The organism is uncultured Psychroserpens sp. (assembly GCF_947503375.1).
Classification (GTDB): domain Bacteria; phylum Bacteroidota; class Bacteroidia; order Flavobacteriales; family Flavobacteriaceae; genus Psychroserpens.
The window spans coordinates 107,963-124,091 of the sequence record NZ_CANNDQ010000004.1 but is presented as its reverse complement, the minus strand read 5'-3'; the positions used below and the strand labels follow the sequence as shown (position 1 = coordinate 124,091).

The 16,129-nt window shown below is 32.5% G+C and carries 15 protein-coding genes; 8 read left to right on the top strand and 7 right to left on the bottom strand.

Annotated features, from left to right (window positions below; genetic code table 11):
* Nucleotides 1–76: 76 nt before the first annotated feature.
* Nucleotides 77–751 (bottom strand): peptidylprolyl isomerase, encoded by a 675-nt coding sequence (locus Q0876_RS08315; protein ID WP_299226163.1) that lies wholly within the window; start codon nt 749–751, stop codon nt 77–79.
* 79 nt (nt 752–830) lie between these two features.
* Here Q0876_RS08315 and Q0876_RS08310 point away from each other — a divergent pair, with 79 nt between their 5' ends.
* A complete protein-coding gene (locus Q0876_RS08310; RefSeq protein ID WP_299226160.1) occupies nt 831–1,472 on the top strand; it encodes a CoA pyrophosphatase in 642 nt (213 codons plus the stop codon).
* A 46-nt stretch (nt 1,473–1,518) separates the two neighbouring features.
* On the top strand, nt 1,519–2,319 hold the full coding sequence (locus Q0876_RS08305) for a 1-acyl-sn-glycerol-3-phosphate acyltransferase (protein ID WP_299226157.1): 801 nt from the start codon (nt 1,519–1,521) through the stop codon (nt 2,317–2,319).
* A 6-nt stretch (nt 2,320–2,325) separates the two neighbouring features.
* On the opposite strand, the gene Q0876_RS08300 is transcribed toward Q0876_RS08305, so the two are convergent.
* Together Q0876_RS08300 and Q0876_RS08295 are read right to left on the bottom strand one after the other, a co-directional pair.
* Complete coding sequence (locus Q0876_RS08300) at nt 2,326–2,964, bottom strand: hypothetical protein (RefSeq protein ID WP_299226154.1); 639 nt, start codon at nt 2,962–2,964, stop codon at nt 2,326–2,328.
* 4 nt (nt 2,965–2,968) lie between these two features.
* Complete coding sequence (locus Q0876_RS08295; RefSeq protein WP_299226151.1) at nt 2,969–3,463, bottom strand: sigma-70 family RNA polymerase sigma factor; 495 nt, start codon at nt 3,461–3,463, stop codon at nt 2,969–2,971.
* 134 nt (nt 3,464–3,597) lie between these two features.
* Here Q0876_RS08295 and Q0876_RS08290 point away from each other — a divergent pair, with 134 nt between their 5' ends.
* Both Q0876_RS08290 and Q0876_RS08285 read left to right on the top strand, forming a co-directional pair.
* The gene (locus Q0876_RS08290) at nt 3,598–4,869 is read left to right on the top strand and encodes an NAD(P)/FAD-dependent oxidoreductase (RefSeq protein WP_299226148.1); all 1,272 of its coding nucleotides are present in this window, start codon (nt 3,598–3,600) and stop codon (nt 4,867–4,869) included.
* A 275-nt stretch (nt 4,870–5,144) separates the two neighbouring features.
* Nucleotides 5,145–7,295 (top strand): TonB-dependent receptor, encoded by a 2,151-nt coding sequence (locus Q0876_RS08285; RefSeq protein ID WP_299226145.1) that lies wholly within the window; start codon nt 5,145–5,147, stop codon nt 7,293–7,295.
* A gap of 102 nt (nt 7,296–7,397) precedes the next feature.
* Here Q0876_RS08285 and Q0876_RS08280 read toward each other — a convergent pair whose 3' ends face one another.
* The 3 genes from Q0876_RS08280 to Q0876_RS08270 form a co-directional block, all read right to left on the bottom strand.
* Complete coding sequence (locus tag Q0876_RS08280) at nt 7,398–9,902, bottom strand: M14 family metallopeptidase (protein ID WP_299226142.1); 2,505 nt, start codon at nt 9,900–9,902, stop codon at nt 7,398–7,400.
* A gap of 104 nt (nt 9,903–10,006) precedes the next feature.
* On the bottom strand, nt 10,007–10,411 hold the full coding sequence (locus Q0876_RS08275; RefSeq protein WP_299226139.1) for a PUR family DNA/RNA-binding protein: 405 nt from the start codon (nt 10,409–10,411) through the stop codon (nt 10,007–10,009).
* A gap of 73 nt (nt 10,412–10,484) precedes the next feature.
* Nucleotides 10,485–12,239, bottom strand: a complete 1,755-nt coding sequence (locus Q0876_RS08270; protein WP_299226136.1) for an ABC transporter ATP-binding protein — start codon at nt 12,237–12,239, stop codon at nt 10,485–10,487.
* 130 nt (nt 12,240–12,369) lie between these two features.
* Here Q0876_RS08270 and Q0876_RS08265 point away from each other — a divergent pair, with 130 nt between their 5' ends.
* From Q0876_RS08265 to yajC, 4 genes are all read left to right on the top strand, one after another.
* Nucleotides 12,370–13,473, top strand: a complete 1,104-nt coding sequence (locus Q0876_RS08265) for a Glu/Leu/Phe/Val dehydrogenase dimerization domain-containing protein (protein WP_299226133.1) — start codon at nt 12,370–12,372, stop codon at nt 13,471–13,473.
* A gap of 93 nt (nt 13,474–13,566) precedes the next feature.
* A complete protein-coding gene (gene nusB / locus Q0876_RS08260; RefSeq protein WP_299226130.1) occupies nt 13,567–14,511 on the top strand; it encodes a transcription antitermination factor NusB in 945 nt (314 codons plus the stop codon).
* A 135-nt stretch (nt 14,512–14,646) separates the two neighbouring features.
* A complete protein-coding gene (locus Q0876_RS08255; protein ID WP_299226127.1) occupies nt 14,647–15,147 on the top strand; it encodes a DUF1573 domain-containing protein in 501 nt (166 codons plus the stop codon).
* A 21-nt stretch (nt 15,148–15,168) separates the two neighbouring features.
* Nucleotides 15,169–15,450, top strand: a complete 282-nt coding sequence (yajC, locus tag Q0876_RS08250; protein ID WP_299226125.1) for a preprotein translocase subunit YajC — start codon at nt 15,169–15,171, stop codon at nt 15,448–15,450.
* A 79-nt stretch (nt 15,451–15,529) separates the two neighbouring features.
* Here yajC and Q0876_RS08245 read toward each other — a convergent pair whose 3' ends face one another.
* Nucleotides 15,530–16,129, bottom strand: a complete 600-nt coding sequence (locus tag Q0876_RS08245; protein ID WP_299226122.1) for a DUF1801 domain-containing protein — start codon at nt 16,127–16,129, stop codon at nt 15,530–15,532.

Genomic DNA, 16,129 nt, shown 5'->3' with positions numbered 1-16,129 from the left:
TATAATTGTATTAGTTTTAGTGAGGCTGAAGATATTGAAAATTGTCTGAAATTTATGTTGGATTTATGTTAAAACATCACTCTAAAATCTCAACGGTTTTGATGTAGACATTCTGTAATGGCCAATCGGCATCATCGGTTTCAACTTCAGCAATTTTATTAGCAACATCAAGTCCACTGATTACACGACCAAAGATGGTGTAATCTCCATCTAGTTGGTATTGATTACTTAATGTTATAAAAAACTCATAAGGCGATGCTAGTTTGTATGGATTGTCAATATCACTACTAGGCATAGAAATAACACCTTTATCATGCCTAAAACCACGTTTGGTATCTGTTGGTAATAAGTACTTGCCAATTTTAGTGCGTTTTTTCATTACTTTTCTGTCGTCTGTGCTTCCACCTTGAATGATGTAATTCTCTATGACACGATAAAACTGAGTGTTTTCAAAATAACCTTGTTTGGTTAGATAGATAAAATTAGCACGATGGAATTTGGTTTCGTTGAACAATAAAATATCAATATTACCAAAATCGGTTACCAAGCGAACTTTATTTTCTTTGTGTTCTTTTTCATATTGCAAAAAAAACTCCATGGCATTCTTGCTACTTAGTAAAGGGTATTCACGTTGTTTTTTAACAGGTAAAGAGTCTATCGCTTTAGTCTTTTTTTGACCTTGCTTTGTTACTAATGAATCCGCTGTAAATGTGCTTTTGTTTTTATGAGATTGTTTATCTTCACAATTCATAAAGCATAGACATAATATAAATAGTAATAACCTCATTGTATTCAAATAATATAGATAAATAAGCAAAGCATTTAATTTGATGGATTTCAATACATTTTCAAAATCAATACCAAAAATAAAAAATCTTGAACTTCCTGGAGAGGCTTCTCAAATTAAAATGTCTCCTCCTTATCGTTTAGAACTTATGGAACGGAATAGAGAATTGATAAAGACGGCTAAAAGAGCTGCTGTTTTAGCTTTGTTTTATCCAAATACCTCTAATGAAACACATTTGATTTTGATCTTGCGTAAAACGTACAAAGGTGTGCATTCTGCACAAGTTGGTTTTCCTGGAGGCAAAGTAGAGCAAACTGATACAGATTTAGAACATACTGCACTTAGAGAAACGCATGAAGAAGTTGGAGTTAATATTTCTAGAACCAATGTGATAAAGACGATGACGCCAATGTACATTCCACCTAGTAATTTTGCTGTGCATCCATTTTTAGGCATCGCAACTAATACACCTAACTTTAGAAAACAAGATGAAGAAGTTGAAGATTTAATTGAAGTGCCACTATCACATTTTTTAGATGATTCTATTGTAATTAATACAACCGTACCAACATCGTATAACATAAATGTTGAGGTACCAGCATTTAAACTTAATGAGCATGTGGTATGGGGAGCAACGGCAATGATGCTAAGCGAAATTAAAGACGTGTTAAAAGCTGTGCTTTAAAACTTCAGTTTTGTACTTTTGTCGATATTTAAAATGAAATTCAATTATGGGATTGTTTAAAAAGAATCCTTTTGGACACACACTTTTCGTAAAGAAATGGTTAATAAGAATCCTCGGATTGCTAACGCATCGAAGATTTAGAGGGTTTAATGAACTACAGATCGAAGGTTCTGAGATCATTAAAAATTTACCAGATACAAATGTTCTTTTTATATCAAATCATCAGACATATTTTGCCGATGTGATTGCTATGTTTCATGTGTTTAATGCTAGCCTTAGTGGTAGGTTAGATAATATAAAGAATGTTGGTTACTTATGGAACCCTAAACTGAACATGTATTATGTTGCGGCAAAAGAGACTATGAAGTCTGGGTTATTGCCTAAGATTTTTGCATATACAGGTTCTATAAGTATTGAACGAACATGGCGAGCTAAAGGGCAGGATGTCAATAGGCAAGTGAAGATGAGCGACATTACTAATATTAAAAAAGCGCTAGATGATGGTTGGGTAGTTACGTTTCCACAAGGAACAACTACACCTTTTAAACCTATTAGAAAAGGCACAGCACATATTATAAAACAATATAGGCCAATAGTAGTACCTATAGTTATTGATGGGTTCAGGCGTTCGTTTGATAAAAAAGGATTACGTGTTAAAAAGAAAAATGTATATCAATCTTTTGAAGTTAAAGCACCTTTAGATATAGATTATGAAAATGAATCAATAGCAGATATCGTTGAAAAAATTGAATACGCTATTGAACAACATCCATCATTCTTGAAAGTGATTCCTCAAGAAGAATTAGAAGAAAAAGAACGCTTAAATAGAGAATTAAGAAATTGGTAAAGTCACTTAAGCTTCTAGTTTTTTAAGTTCATTATAATTGCGATTAAGTCTTCTCAATAATATGCCGTAAATGAGCTGGTAAATGACCCAGAAAACAAAGACAAAAGCGGCAATTACAAGAATCATTATTAATAATGTTATAAGCATTTGCTTATCTGAAAACTCTGCAAATTGAGGTGCGATATCTGGGTTTCGATATACCGTATAATACAATCCAAAAGCCATTGAAAGAAACGCTACGACCAAGTTGTATATCACATAATATTTAATGACCTTTCTAGTCTTTAAAATACTCTCCATGAGTTGTTTAGCACTATCAGTTACCGATATGGATTTATAAGATTTATATAACAGATACACAAATAAAATTACAATAGCAATACTTAAAATTGTAATGATTAATACGGTCGCACTGTTGCCATAAATGGCTTCAATATCTTCCCGGTATTTTTCAGATGAAAAGTAAGGCACACTGTTTATAACGATCCAAAACACTAATTCGGCAATGCTTATATAATATAAGGTCTTAACAATAGAAGACGATTTTTTTAAAAGCATTGGATAGATGTCTTTGCTTGAAAATTGTTGCTCTTTTGAGGTGTTTTTACTCTGCCAATCTTTCTTTAATAAATCTAATTCATCCATAGTTTTACGGATTTAATATGGTTCTTAACTTGGTTTTAACTCTATTCATTTTTACACGTGCATTAACTTCTGTAATACCAAGAGTTTCACTTATTTCGCTATAATTCTTGTCTTCTAAATACAAGAAAATTAGAGCTTTTTCAATGTCATTTAGTTTATGTACAGCTTTATACATAAGCTTTAATTGTTGTTCTTCAGTGTCATCATAAGGTTCAGATTTTATCTTAAACTGAACATTTTCAAATTCTTCTGTCTTTATACTTCGTTTAGATTTTCGGTAAAGTGTAATAGCAGTATTTAAGCCAACACGATACATCCAAGTACTAAACTTCGAGTCGCCACGAAACTTTGGATATGCTTTCCATAATTGTATAGTAATTTCTTGAAATAGATCATTGTGCGCGTCTTGATTATTAGTGTATAACCTGCAGACTTTATGCACAATGTTTTGGTGTTTTTCAAGTAATTCAACAAAACTATGTTCTAGTGCTTTATCCAATTTTTTATCAGTTAGTTATCTATATGTAGTTATCCAATTTAAATTGTTACATCTATGTTAAAGAATAATTCAAAAATAGAGTTTTAGAGCTGATAAACATTATCTTTATAGTCTTAATTTTAATGCTTTTTTGTATGAATATTCCACACTCAGATTTACAAAGAGTAGTCATCATTGGAGGAGGTTTTGCTGGTGTAAAATTGGCTAAGACTCTAGCAAACAAAAAAGTGCAAGTCGTGTTAATTGATAAGCATAATTACCATACATTTCAACCACTGTTATATCAAGTGTCTAGTTCAGGTCTCGAGCCAGACTCTATAGCCTACCCATTGCGAAAGATTATTAAAAAACATAGAACGTCATTCTTTCGTTTAGCTGAAGTTGAAGAAATACAGCCAGAGCAAAATCAAATCAAAACTTCAATAGGATACCTCTCTTACGATTATTTAGTTATTGCAACAGGAACGCGTACTAATTATTTTGGGAATGCCTCTATAGAAACCTACAGTATGCCAATGAAAAGTGTGCCACAAGCATTGAATATTAGAAGCCTTATTCTGCAAAATTTTGAAAAAGCAGCTATTACACAGTCTAAAGAAAAACGAGCTGCATTTTTAAATTTTGTAATTGTAGGAGGTGGTCCAACAGGAGTAGAGTTGGCAGGCGCAATTGCAGAACTTAAAAATAATATTCTTCCAAAAGATTATCACGATCTAAACCCTAGCGATATGCATATTCATTTGCTTGAAGGCGCCAATCGGGTATTACCACCTATGAGTGAACACGCCTCTAAAAAAGCAGAACAATTTTTGAAAGATTTGGGTGTAAATGTGCATTGTAATACGTATGTGAAAGATTATGACGGAAATAAAGTGACCACTAATTCAGATTTGGCCATGCAATCTGAAACACTAATTTGGGCTGCAGGTGTTACTGGAAATCCGATTCATGGTGTGTCTGCAAATGCATTATTAGAAAACGCTAATCGCTATAAGGTAAATGCATTTAGTCAAGTTGAAGGATATGACAATATTTTTGCCATAGGTGATATTGCATTAATGACCACAGATGCATATCCAAAAGGACATCCTCAAGTTGCACAACCTGCGATACAACAAGGGAAGTTGTTAGGCAATAACTTGATTAAACTCATCAATAAAAAGCCAATGAAACCTTTTATCTATCACGATAAAGGTTCTATGGCAACAATTGGAAGAAATAAAGCTGTAGTAGATCTAAAGCATTATAAGTTTGGTGGTTTCTTTGCTTGGTTTGTGTGGATGTTTATTCATCTTATGTCTCTAGTTGGTTTTAGAAACAGAGTTATTGTCTTCTTCAATTGGACCTATAATTACATTAATTTTGATAAAGCTGCACGGCTCATCATCCGTCCCTTTAAAAAATAATTTAGGCGTTCCCTTCGGTCAGGCTCTCAACTCTATCTTTTGTAAACAAAAGGATACCGTCTCCATCCTTAACGCTTTGTGTTGTCACATTGCAAAGTAGTCATACTAATGTAAATTATACTAGAATTTAACCAGTAGTAGTTATTGGTTTTTTGTAAAAACATGCAATTCGTCATTAATTTTTAACAATTCGGTGAAATAGAATTCCAAGAGTTTTCGAAATATATCAAGTTTGTACCGTCAATTAAAGCAAACCGTTTAATACAACCAAAAACATGAAAACTTTATCACGTATTCTACTTTTTTTTATTACAACACTTTCTTTTGCTCAAACAACAATAAGCGGTAAAGTTACCGATGCAAATAATCAACCTATTGTTGGAGCTAATGTTTACCTAGATGGCACTTATGATGGTGATACTACAGACGAAAATGGAAATTTTAATTTTATTACAGATAAAACCAGCACTCAGGTACTAATTATTTCTTATTTGTCATACGAAACAAAAAAGATTACACAGGATGTGAAAAACTTAAGTAATGTTCAAATAAAATTGCGTGAAGATGTTAATGCTTTGGATACAGTCGTTATTTCTGCAGGAACTTTTGAGGCTAACGATAATAGTAAGGTAGCCGTTTTAAAACCTTTAGATGTTGTCACTACTGCAAGCGCATTAGGTGATTTTGTGGGCGCACTGCAAACCCTTCCTGGAACTTCTACTGTAGCAGAAGACGGACGTTTGTTCGTAAGAGGAGGTGACGCCAACGAAACTCAAATATTTATTGATGGGATTAGAGTATTTACACCATACTCACCAACTACAAATAATATACCAACTCGAGGACGATATTCACCCTTTTTGTTTGATGGGATTACTTTTTCAACAGGAGGATATTCAGCAGAATACGGAAATGCGTTATCAAGTGTGTTGCTATTAAACACGATTGATGAGCCAGATCAAGAAAAAACAGATATTGGGATCATGACTGTTGGAGGCGCATTAGGTCATACCGAAAAATGGAATAAAACGTCTTTAAGTGTTAATGCATCATACATTAACTTAGCTCCTTATTTAGCAGTATATTCAGATCGTAACGACTGGGAAGAACCGTTTGAAGGTGCTCAAGGCGAAGCTGTTTTTCGTCAGAAATTTAATAATGGAATGCTAAAATTCTATGCAGCTTTTGATACTTCAAATTTTGATTTAACTCAGGAAGATATAAATAATTCAGAAGGCGTACGTTTTAAGCTAAATAACAGAAATTTTTACGCTAACACATCATATCAAGGGATTTTAGGTAATAATTGGTCAATGCAAACCGGTTTAAGTTATACAATAGCAAGAACTGATATTAAGGTAAATACTTTTGATGTAGATGATAGCGAAAACTCTGTTCATGCAAAATTAAAATTTAAAAAGCGTTTCAGTAGTAGATTTAAGCTCAATTTTGGAATAGAACATTTTGCTACAGATTTTGATGAAACGTTCTCTGAAGATGATTTTTCTGCAAGCTATGGATTTAAAAACGATAATACTGCAGCATTTGTAGAATCTGATATTATCTTTAGTAAAAAACTAGCTTTAAAAGTTGGTATTAGAGCTGATAATTACCAGCTTTCTGATGAATTTAATATTGCACCAAGAGCTTCAATAGCATATAAGACTTCAAAAAACGGTCAACTATCTTTTGCGTATGGCGATTTTTATCAAAATGCTAGTAGTAATATTTTAAAATTTGACTCTCAGGTTGAAACTCAAAATACAAACCATTACATTATGAATTATCAATATGTAAATGATGGTCGTCTATTTCGAGCTGAGCTTTACCACAAAAATTATGACAACTTGGTAAAATTTGATACTCAAATGGAAAGTTTTGATTCTAACTTTGATAACTCAGGCTCTGGTTATGCACAAGGTTTAGATTTTTTTTGGAGAGATAATAAAAGTATTAAAAACACAGATTATTGGTTAAGTTATTCTTATTTAGATACCGAACGTAATTATTTGAATTTTCCTGAACAAGCTCAACCAGGATTTGCCAATGCACATAATTTCTCTGCTGTCGCTAAATATTGGATAGACGATTGGAAAAGTCAAGTAGGTTTTAGTTACACTTTCGCTTCTGGCAGACCCTACACGAATCCGAATACAGATGAGTTTCTAGGGGAAACCACCAAAAGCTTTAATAGTATTAGTCTAAACTGGGCTTATTTACTATCACCACAAAAGATTTTGTATGCTTCGGTCAATAATGTACTTGGCTTTAAAAATATCAACGGATATCAATATGCTAATGCGCCTGATGTTAATGGTAACTTTAACAGACGCTCATTGCGACCTGCAGCAGATCAATTCTTTTTTATAGGTTTTTTCTGGACCATTAGTGAAGACGGAACAGATAATCAATTAGACAATTTGTAAAATAAAGTTTGAGTTTAGTTTTACATCGAAGTATGTATAATGCATTACTTAGTAGAAAGTATTTACTGAGTAGAATTTATACATGTTTTTCTATTGAAGAAGTTAAAATTCTTCTCTAAAAAATATGGCATTCATCAAGAGTTTATTTGTACCATACCAAAAAGCTCTAAAATTTGTATTATCTGTAAATGCTATAACTCTTCCAGATTTAAACTTGTTAAATTTAAATGGAACGGTTAATGCCAAACTGTCTAAGTTTGGTTTTGAAATGTAACCACTTAACAATGGATTTTTAGTATACTGTAATGGGTTATCATAACTTTGCTTATTTGGTTTTACAAATATCGTGTTGTTTCTAAATAAAGCAATATATTCGTTTTTGTATCCAAAATTTACAGGATGTGATCGGTCTTGTATGGCTTCAAATATGGCGCCGCCAATAACTTGTGCTCCTCTAAAATCGCTACGTTCTTCAAATGAAATATCTTTAGCTGTTAGTTCCATTTTTTTGAAGTCCAATACCATCAACTCATTACTTTTTAACCATCGTAAAGCATTTCTGTATGCTATTAATGTTCCACCGTTTCCAACCCATTGTTTTAATTTTTCGCTTGCATCTTTCTGCAATGATCCACTAGGCATGATAATGGTATTATAGCGTTCAAGATTAGCATAATTTAATGATTTACTATCTAATTTAGTGATATGCATATCGTAGCGTTGATCAAATAAGTGCCATATTTCTCCAGCGTCATAGCTTCTAATTCCGTCACCAACAATTAGAGCTACTTTTGGTTGCGTTAAGGTCTTAAATTGATTGCTTCCTAGGTCTATACCTTTAGTTAACCCAGTACTTACAGCTTCAATTTGTATGTGGTTGTCTTTAGCTACAGTTTGTAGAAACTGATAGAGATCTTCAGTAGACATATTTTGATTTTGAACAGGAATTAATATTGTTCCGTAATCAAATATTTTACTATTAATAATGAATTGTTTCATTCCTACCTTAGCTCTTATACCTTTATTTAAAATAGTGTTTAGTGCTTTAGGAGAGTAATACTCATGCCATTCCATAAGATAAGCATAGTTGCTTCTGGAAGAGACATTACCAGTTTTCATTTGAAGGGTTTCAATTTTTTTACCAGCATTTTCGATGTTTACGTTTTCTGCATAGTCTAGACCAAAAGCTAGAGGGAAAGTCCAAGCAGAAACATCATAAAACAAACTGTCTTGAAATTTAGTTCGCTTTTCAAACATAGCGTTGATCAGTCTTATATTCTTTTGGTTTTTCGGTACTATGTAAGCATAACCTTTTTTGAAGTGCTTATTGTTGGCTTTGAAATCTTTTTTAATCTCGTTAAATTCGATTTGATGTTGTTTTAATATTTCTGCTAGATGATAGGTTTTTGCAGCATCTTTTTCATCACCAAATACAATGGCTTTATCATTGGACTTTCTGGCTTCAATTCTCGCATTTTTATAAAAGTCATGTTGATATTTCAAAATAGCTGTACGCATAGTTTTTGCTGCATCTAAGGTAGATAGCGCTGTGGTAAATTGATTCCGAATGGCAAAAGGAAAGGTTAAGATTCCATTATCGCTTTCTTGTACATGTCCACGAGAACTAGCTTGCTCAAAAAGTATACCTATACTACCATTGATATCTGGAAATGTAGAACCTTTACCATAATAGAAATCATCAAAATTTTCTTCAGTATAATATAAGGATCCAATTTTATCTAAGGCTTTAGCGTGGAAATTTCCAATAGCCTTTGTGAGTTCTTGATTTATCTTTGGAGTGAGTGGGTGAGTTCGTGAGGGAATTCCAGGTTGAAAAAAGAAACTAGAATTCGTGCCCATTTCATGATGGTCTGTTAAAATATTTGGAAGCCACTTGTGAAAACTCTTAATACGAACTTTAGACTCTGGAAGTTGTACCGGAAGCCAATCTCTATTCATATCAAACCAATAGTGATTTGTTCTTCCTCCTGGCCAGACCTCATCATATTCTCTATCATTAGGATCTGGATTTAAATTTTTACTCTTATTGGTGTTGGCCCAATATGCAAAGCGTTGTAGACCATCAGGATTATATGAAGGATCAAAGAGGATGATTGTATGCTCTAGCATTTGTTTAACGTCATCACTTTCTGCAGCTGCTAGATAATAGGCGACAAGTAAAGCTGCATTAGAGCCACTTGCTTCATTGCCATGTATAGAAAACCCTTGATATACCACTATTGGTCTGTTGTTCACGTCTGCTTGGTTTGTTTCTGTAGCTGCGATGTGCTCTTTTCTTATTTTTTCGAGATTGGTATGATTCTTTGGAGCAGTTATTGTTAATAAAAGTAAGGGTCTATCTTCAAAAGTTTTGCCTCTATTCTCTATCGTTATCCGATCTGAAGCGTCGGCTAAAACTTGCATATAATGTACAAGCTTATCGTGACTAATATGCCATTCTCCTACCTGATGACCGATGATTGATTTTGGTGTAGGAATTTCAGGATTGTATGTAATATCTTGAGGAATATAATATGATAGATCTATTGTATTCTGAGCATTAATATGGATAACCGATAGTAAGAGAAGGAATATAATACGTTTCATAGGCAACAGAATTACAATTAGAGGTTTTAAGTATTGGCATGTAAAAATAAAAAAACCGTTACATAAAGTAACGGTTTCATATGTTTTAACATATAATTTAAAAATTAAATGTCTTCAAAGTTAATGTCTGTAAACTTATCAGCAGAATCTGAATTATCTGTAGAAGTTCCACCTTCAGCAACATCATCGTTGTTAGAAGTATACTCTTCTTTTTTAAAGTCTTTTTGATGTCTTTCGCTAATAACTTCATCACCTTTTTCAGTAATAATGTAGTCAGTCATCTCTCTCAAGATATTATTAAACTCATTAAAATCTTCTTTGTATAGGTAGATCTTATGCTTTTTGTAATGAAAAGAACCATCGTCGTTCGTGAATTTTTTACTTTCGGTAATAGTTAGATAATAGTCGCCAGCTTTTGTAGCTCTAACATCAAAAAAATAAGTACGTCGTCCTGCTCTTAGTACTTTTGAGAAAATTTCCTCTTTCTCCATCATTCCGTGATCACTCATAGCTAATTTTATATTATTTGTGTTGTTAAGTGCTTCAAAAATCTAAAAAAAAAGTAAGGTAAACAACAAATAATTATAATTCTTTTGAGCTTAGTTGATTTAAATAAAGTTCTTTGTAGTATCCGTCTATGTTTATCAAATAATCATGTGTTCCATTTTGAACAATTTTACCATCATCAAGTACAATAATCTTATCTGCATTTTTAGCTGATGAAACACGATGGCTGACAATTATTGTCGTTTTACCTCGAGATACTTTCTTGAGATTGTTTAATATTTTTTCTTCAGTTTCGGTATCTACAGCAGATAAACAATCATCAAAGAGCATGATCTCAGGTGCTTTAATAATTGCTCTCGCAATAGATATACGCTGTTTTTGCCCACCAGACAAGGTGATACCGCGTTCGCCTAATTTAGTTTGGTAACCATAAGTGAATTTTTTAATATTCTTATGAACATTTGCATTCTTTGCGGCTTCAATAACTTCATCTATGGTAGCGTCTTCTTTGCCAAACATAATATTGTTTTCAATTGTATCTGAAAATAAAAATGCGTCTTGAGGCACATAGCCAATACTATCTCTGAGATTATTTAAGTTAACTTGGTCAATCGAAACACCATCAACCGTTATAGAACCTTCTTGAACATCATATAATCTACCAATGAGATCTAGTATGGTTGACTTCCCAGAACCTGTTTTTCCAAGAATTGCTAGTGTTTCACCTTTTTTCAAAGAAAAACTAACACCATCCAAAGCTTTTATATTAGTGTCTGGATAAATAAAAGTTACATTTTTGAAATCAATATTACCCTCAATTGGTGTAGAATTAAAATTATTATTTTTAACCTCTGGTTCTTGTTTCAAAAAGGCGTTGATACGTTTTTGGGATGCTTCCGCTTGTTGTACTAAATTTGTGACCCAACCTACTGTAGCTACAGGCCAAGTAAGCATATTTACGTAAATTAAGAATTCGGCTATGGTGCCAATGTCCTCAATTTCGCCATTGATATACTGCATTCCTCCTATATAAGCCACAAGAATATTACTAATTCCAATTAATAAGATCATGGAAGGAAAGAATAAGGCTTGCACTTTAGTCAAATCTATTTGTTTTTGTTTACTTTCGTTTGACAGTGTTGCAAATGCTTGATTATTTTGGTCTTCTATACCATAAGATTTAATGATAGAAATTCCGCTAAACGATTCTTGTGTGTATGTTGATAAGTTTGACAAATATTCTTGAACAATAGTACTACGTTTATTAATTACTCGACTCAGTTTGTAAATGATGATCGACAAAAGTGGTAGTGGCAACATTGTATATAATGTTAATTTTGGCGCTACACTTAACATATATATCAATGCTACTATAAAAAGCGTAACCATGTTTGCTGTGTACATTATTGCAGGTCCTGTATACATACGAACTTTGGTTACATCTTCACTTATTCTATTCATAAGATCTCCTGTTCTATTTGACTTATAAAAATTGAGTGATAAACGCTGATACTGTTGATAGACTTCATTTTTAAGATCGTATTCAATGTAGCGAGAAACGTTTATAATGGTTTGGCGCATTAAAAATGTAAAAACACCAGCTATAATAGCTGCAATGATAAGATACATAATATTCATTGCAAGTTCATGCCTGAAGACCTCTTTAGTAACCTCATTATTCAATCCTTTAGATATGATAGTAATAGATTTCCCTATTAATCTTGGTGTAAATAAAGCAAATATCTTTGCGCAAATGGTTATAATTATACCAAAGAGTAAACGATAGCGATACTTATAAAAATATTTGTTGATGTGTCGTAGTTCTTTCATTAAAAAATGGAGCTTCAAATTTTAGAGATATGTTAATTTAACACACATATTTTTGTTAATACTCTAATATTGGTTTATTTTTGCACGCTATTTTATTTATAATTTAAAATAGCATTCAAATTTAATTTACATGACATCAGATGTTTTGAGTTCCACTGAACTTCATAAAATAGACCCAGTGTTTGGGCAATTATCTTTTGATAATCACGAACAAATTGTGTTTTGCAACGACAAAGATACTGGTTTAAAAGCAATAATTGGTATTCATAATACAGTTTTAGGACCAGCACTTGGTGGTACTAGAATGTGGCATTATAATAACGAATGGGAAGCGCTTAATGATGTACTACGTTTGTCACGAGGTATGACTTTTAAGTCTGCCATTACTGGTTTAAATCTTGGAGGAGGAAAAGCCGTTATTATTGGTGATGCTAAGACTCAAAAAACACCAGAACTTATGAAAAGATTTGGTGAGTTTGTACATTCCTTGAGTGGCAAATACATTACTGCTGAAGATGTAGGAATGACTACTGAAGATATGGATCTTGTAAGAGAAGTAACACCTTATGTTACTGGTATTTCTGAAAGTAAAGGTGGCGCAGGAAACCCATCTCCAATAACTGCCTATGGCGTTTTTATGGGAATGAAAGCTGCAGCAAAGTTTAAATTTGGAAGTGATATACTTGAAGATAAATCAGTATTTGTTCAAGGTATTGGTCATGTTGGAGAAGCCTTGGTAGAACATCTTGTGAATGAAGGCGCCAATGTAACTATTGCAGATATTAGTCAAGAACGTTTAGAAAATGTAAAATCTAAGTACGACGTTACAATTTATGGCGGACAAGATATTTATTCTGAAGAGATGGATATTTATGCGCCTTGTGCTCTTGGCGCAACAATTAATGATGATACCATCTTTAAATTGAAAGCTAAAGTTGTTGCTGGTGCTGCTAATAACCAATTGGCTATTGAAGATAAGCATAGCAAACAATTGCAAGAAAGAGGTATTGTTTATGCTCCAGATTTTTTAATAAATGCTGGAGGAATCATCAATGTTTATGCTGAGCTTGAAAATTATGGAAGGCAAGAAATAATGCGTAAAACAGAAAATATATACAATACTACTGAAGAGATATTAATTCGTGCTCATGCAAATAATGAAACTACTAATATTGCAGCTTTAAACATTGCTAAAGAACGTATTGAAATTAGAAAAAGAGAACAGTCTAAATAATAATTGCTCTAACTTTTAAATTTATAGTATTTTTGCAAAGCGTTTTTCTAAAAACAGTAAGTTGAATAACGTTTTTTATTTAAAGTTCTTTACATGCTCAACCGAAGACATATACGTATCAAAGTCATGCAAGCCCTTTACGCTTTTAAGGGTAGTGAAAGTGAAAACCTAAAGGTTAGTGAAACTTTTTTAAGGGGAAGTTTTGAAAGTACGTACGAGCTTTATCTAAGTATATTATCACTACTTATTGAAATTCATAAAAAAGCTAAAGATCATCAAATTAAGACGCAAAAAAAGTTTTTAGCTACTCAAGCAGAAAAAAACCCAAACTCTAAGTTTATCAACAATGAGGTATTGTTGATGTTAGTTGCTAATCAATCCTTAAAAGAAGAGCTAGAAAACCGTAAACTAAACCCTTGGTATTTAGATTTTGAATACGTTGATATATTGTACAAAGCAATAATAGAAAGTGATTTGTATAAAGATTATATGTCTACTTCAGTTTCAACATTTAGAGAAGACAAAGAATTTATTATAGAAATATTTGAAGAACTTATTGCGCCAAGCGATAAGCTTTACGATTACTTTGAAGATAAAAAACTAACCTGGCTTGACGATATTCCTGTGGTGAATACTGGAATATTAAAACTTATAAAAAAGTTAAAGCCTACTACTTCAGAACAACACTTTTTACCGAAACTATTTAAAGATCTTGACGACAGGGATTTTGGTGTAGATTTATTGAAAAAGACTATTTTGAATCAAAGTGTCTTTAGTGAAGAAATTGCTTCAAAAACCAAAAATTGGGATTCAGATCGAATTACACAGATTGATACTGTACTCATGCAAATGGCAATTTGTGAATTTCAAAAATTCCCTTCAATTCCTGTGAAAGTAACGATCAACGAATATTTAGAGATTGCTAAAGAGTATTCTACACCTAAGAGTAGTAATTTTATAAACGGTATTCTTGACAAAATCGTAAAAGAATATACAACGTCTAAAACACTCAACAAGATAGGAAGAGGATTACTTTAAGTGCCTTTAAAACCTAGAGGTTAACGTTAAAATTTGGCTCAAAAACTCCTAAAAAATTTTAATTACTTGAAATAATCATTACTTTTACGACCTTAAATCAAAAATCTTAAAAAATTTAACCAAAAATTTAAAGCAATGAAAAAAGTAATATTAGGATTAAGTGCGCTTTGTTTAGTAGCATTTACATCATGTAAAGAAGATGCTACAAGTAAGATCAATTCAGATAATGTAGCTGCTGCTGCTGAAAGAGATGCTGCTTCTAGTGAATTTCCAGTAATTACATTCGATGAAGCTGAGCATGATTTTGGTACTATAGTAAATGGTACACCAGTTGAAACAAAATTTAAGTACACAAATACAGGAAAGTCTCCACTAGTGGTAAGTAACATTAAAAGTACATGCGGATGTACAGTTCCTTCAGATTGGAAAAAAGAACCTTTAGCTCCAGGAGAATCTGCTGAATTTACAGTTAAGTTCAATGGTAAAGGTAATAATCAAGTAAGCAAAAGCATTACACTTACTACCAATACTGAAAAAGGATCAGAAGTTGTAAAAATCAAAGCATTTATTGAACCAGATCCAAATGCTCCAGCTAAAAAAGCAGGAACTGCAGCAATCAATAAACTAAACCAATAACGTTTAGAGCGTATACGTATTATGGAAAGTATTTTACCATTTGTTGCCATGTTTGCTGTGGTGTATTTCTTCATGATCGCACCACAGATGAAACGCGCCAAACAAGAAAAAAAGTTTGCAGCTGATTTAAAACGAGGCGATAAGGTAATTACCAAAAGTGGTTTGCATGGTAAGGTTGTTGATCTTAACGATAAAGACAACAGTTGTGTCATCGAAACCCTTGCTGGGAAAATTAAATTTGAACGTTCTGCAATTTCTATGGAAATGAGCAAAAAACTCAATACTCCAGCAACAACAAAATAAAGAATAGGAATAATAATTCCTAAATAAAAAAACTCCGAAAGTAATACCTTCGGAGTTTTTTTTATTTAGAATGATTAACTTAACAATTCTTGTATTTGTCATTTAAGCCAACACCATTTAAAATCATTGGAATGATTTTTTCAAGTCGAGTTTGCTTAGTTATATCTCTTTTTGCATCAGTTATATATTCACAATATTCTTTTTGTTTTCCAGAAGTTAGTTTTTTGAAACTTTCATCTAGTTCAGGCTGAGTTTCTAAAACGTGTTTTAATTCTTTAGGTGTAGGTACTTGTTTTTTTATGCGCTGAGGTTTTATCGCTTTCCCTAGTTTTTGATTTTCAATAGCTTCTTTAATATAAGCTAAGACTAAGTGTTTGTCTATATCATTTGACGATTCAAACCGCATTTGCCTTAAGGCTTTAGTTTTATTCTCTTGTGCATTGATTAAAAGGTTTTGTTCATCTTTTAAAAACACCCCTTGATGAAACCATAAACAAAAGTGATGTTTGAAAGCACCTATACCTAAAATGTTTTTTCCGTTTAAGCAATAGGTAGGCATGCTCCATTTGATGGTTTCCTCTAACTCAGTAGTATTAATGAGCTCTCTGAGCGTCATTAATGCTTCAGTATAGTGAACATTGTTTTCAATATATTCTTCAACAGAATAAACCTTTTTCAT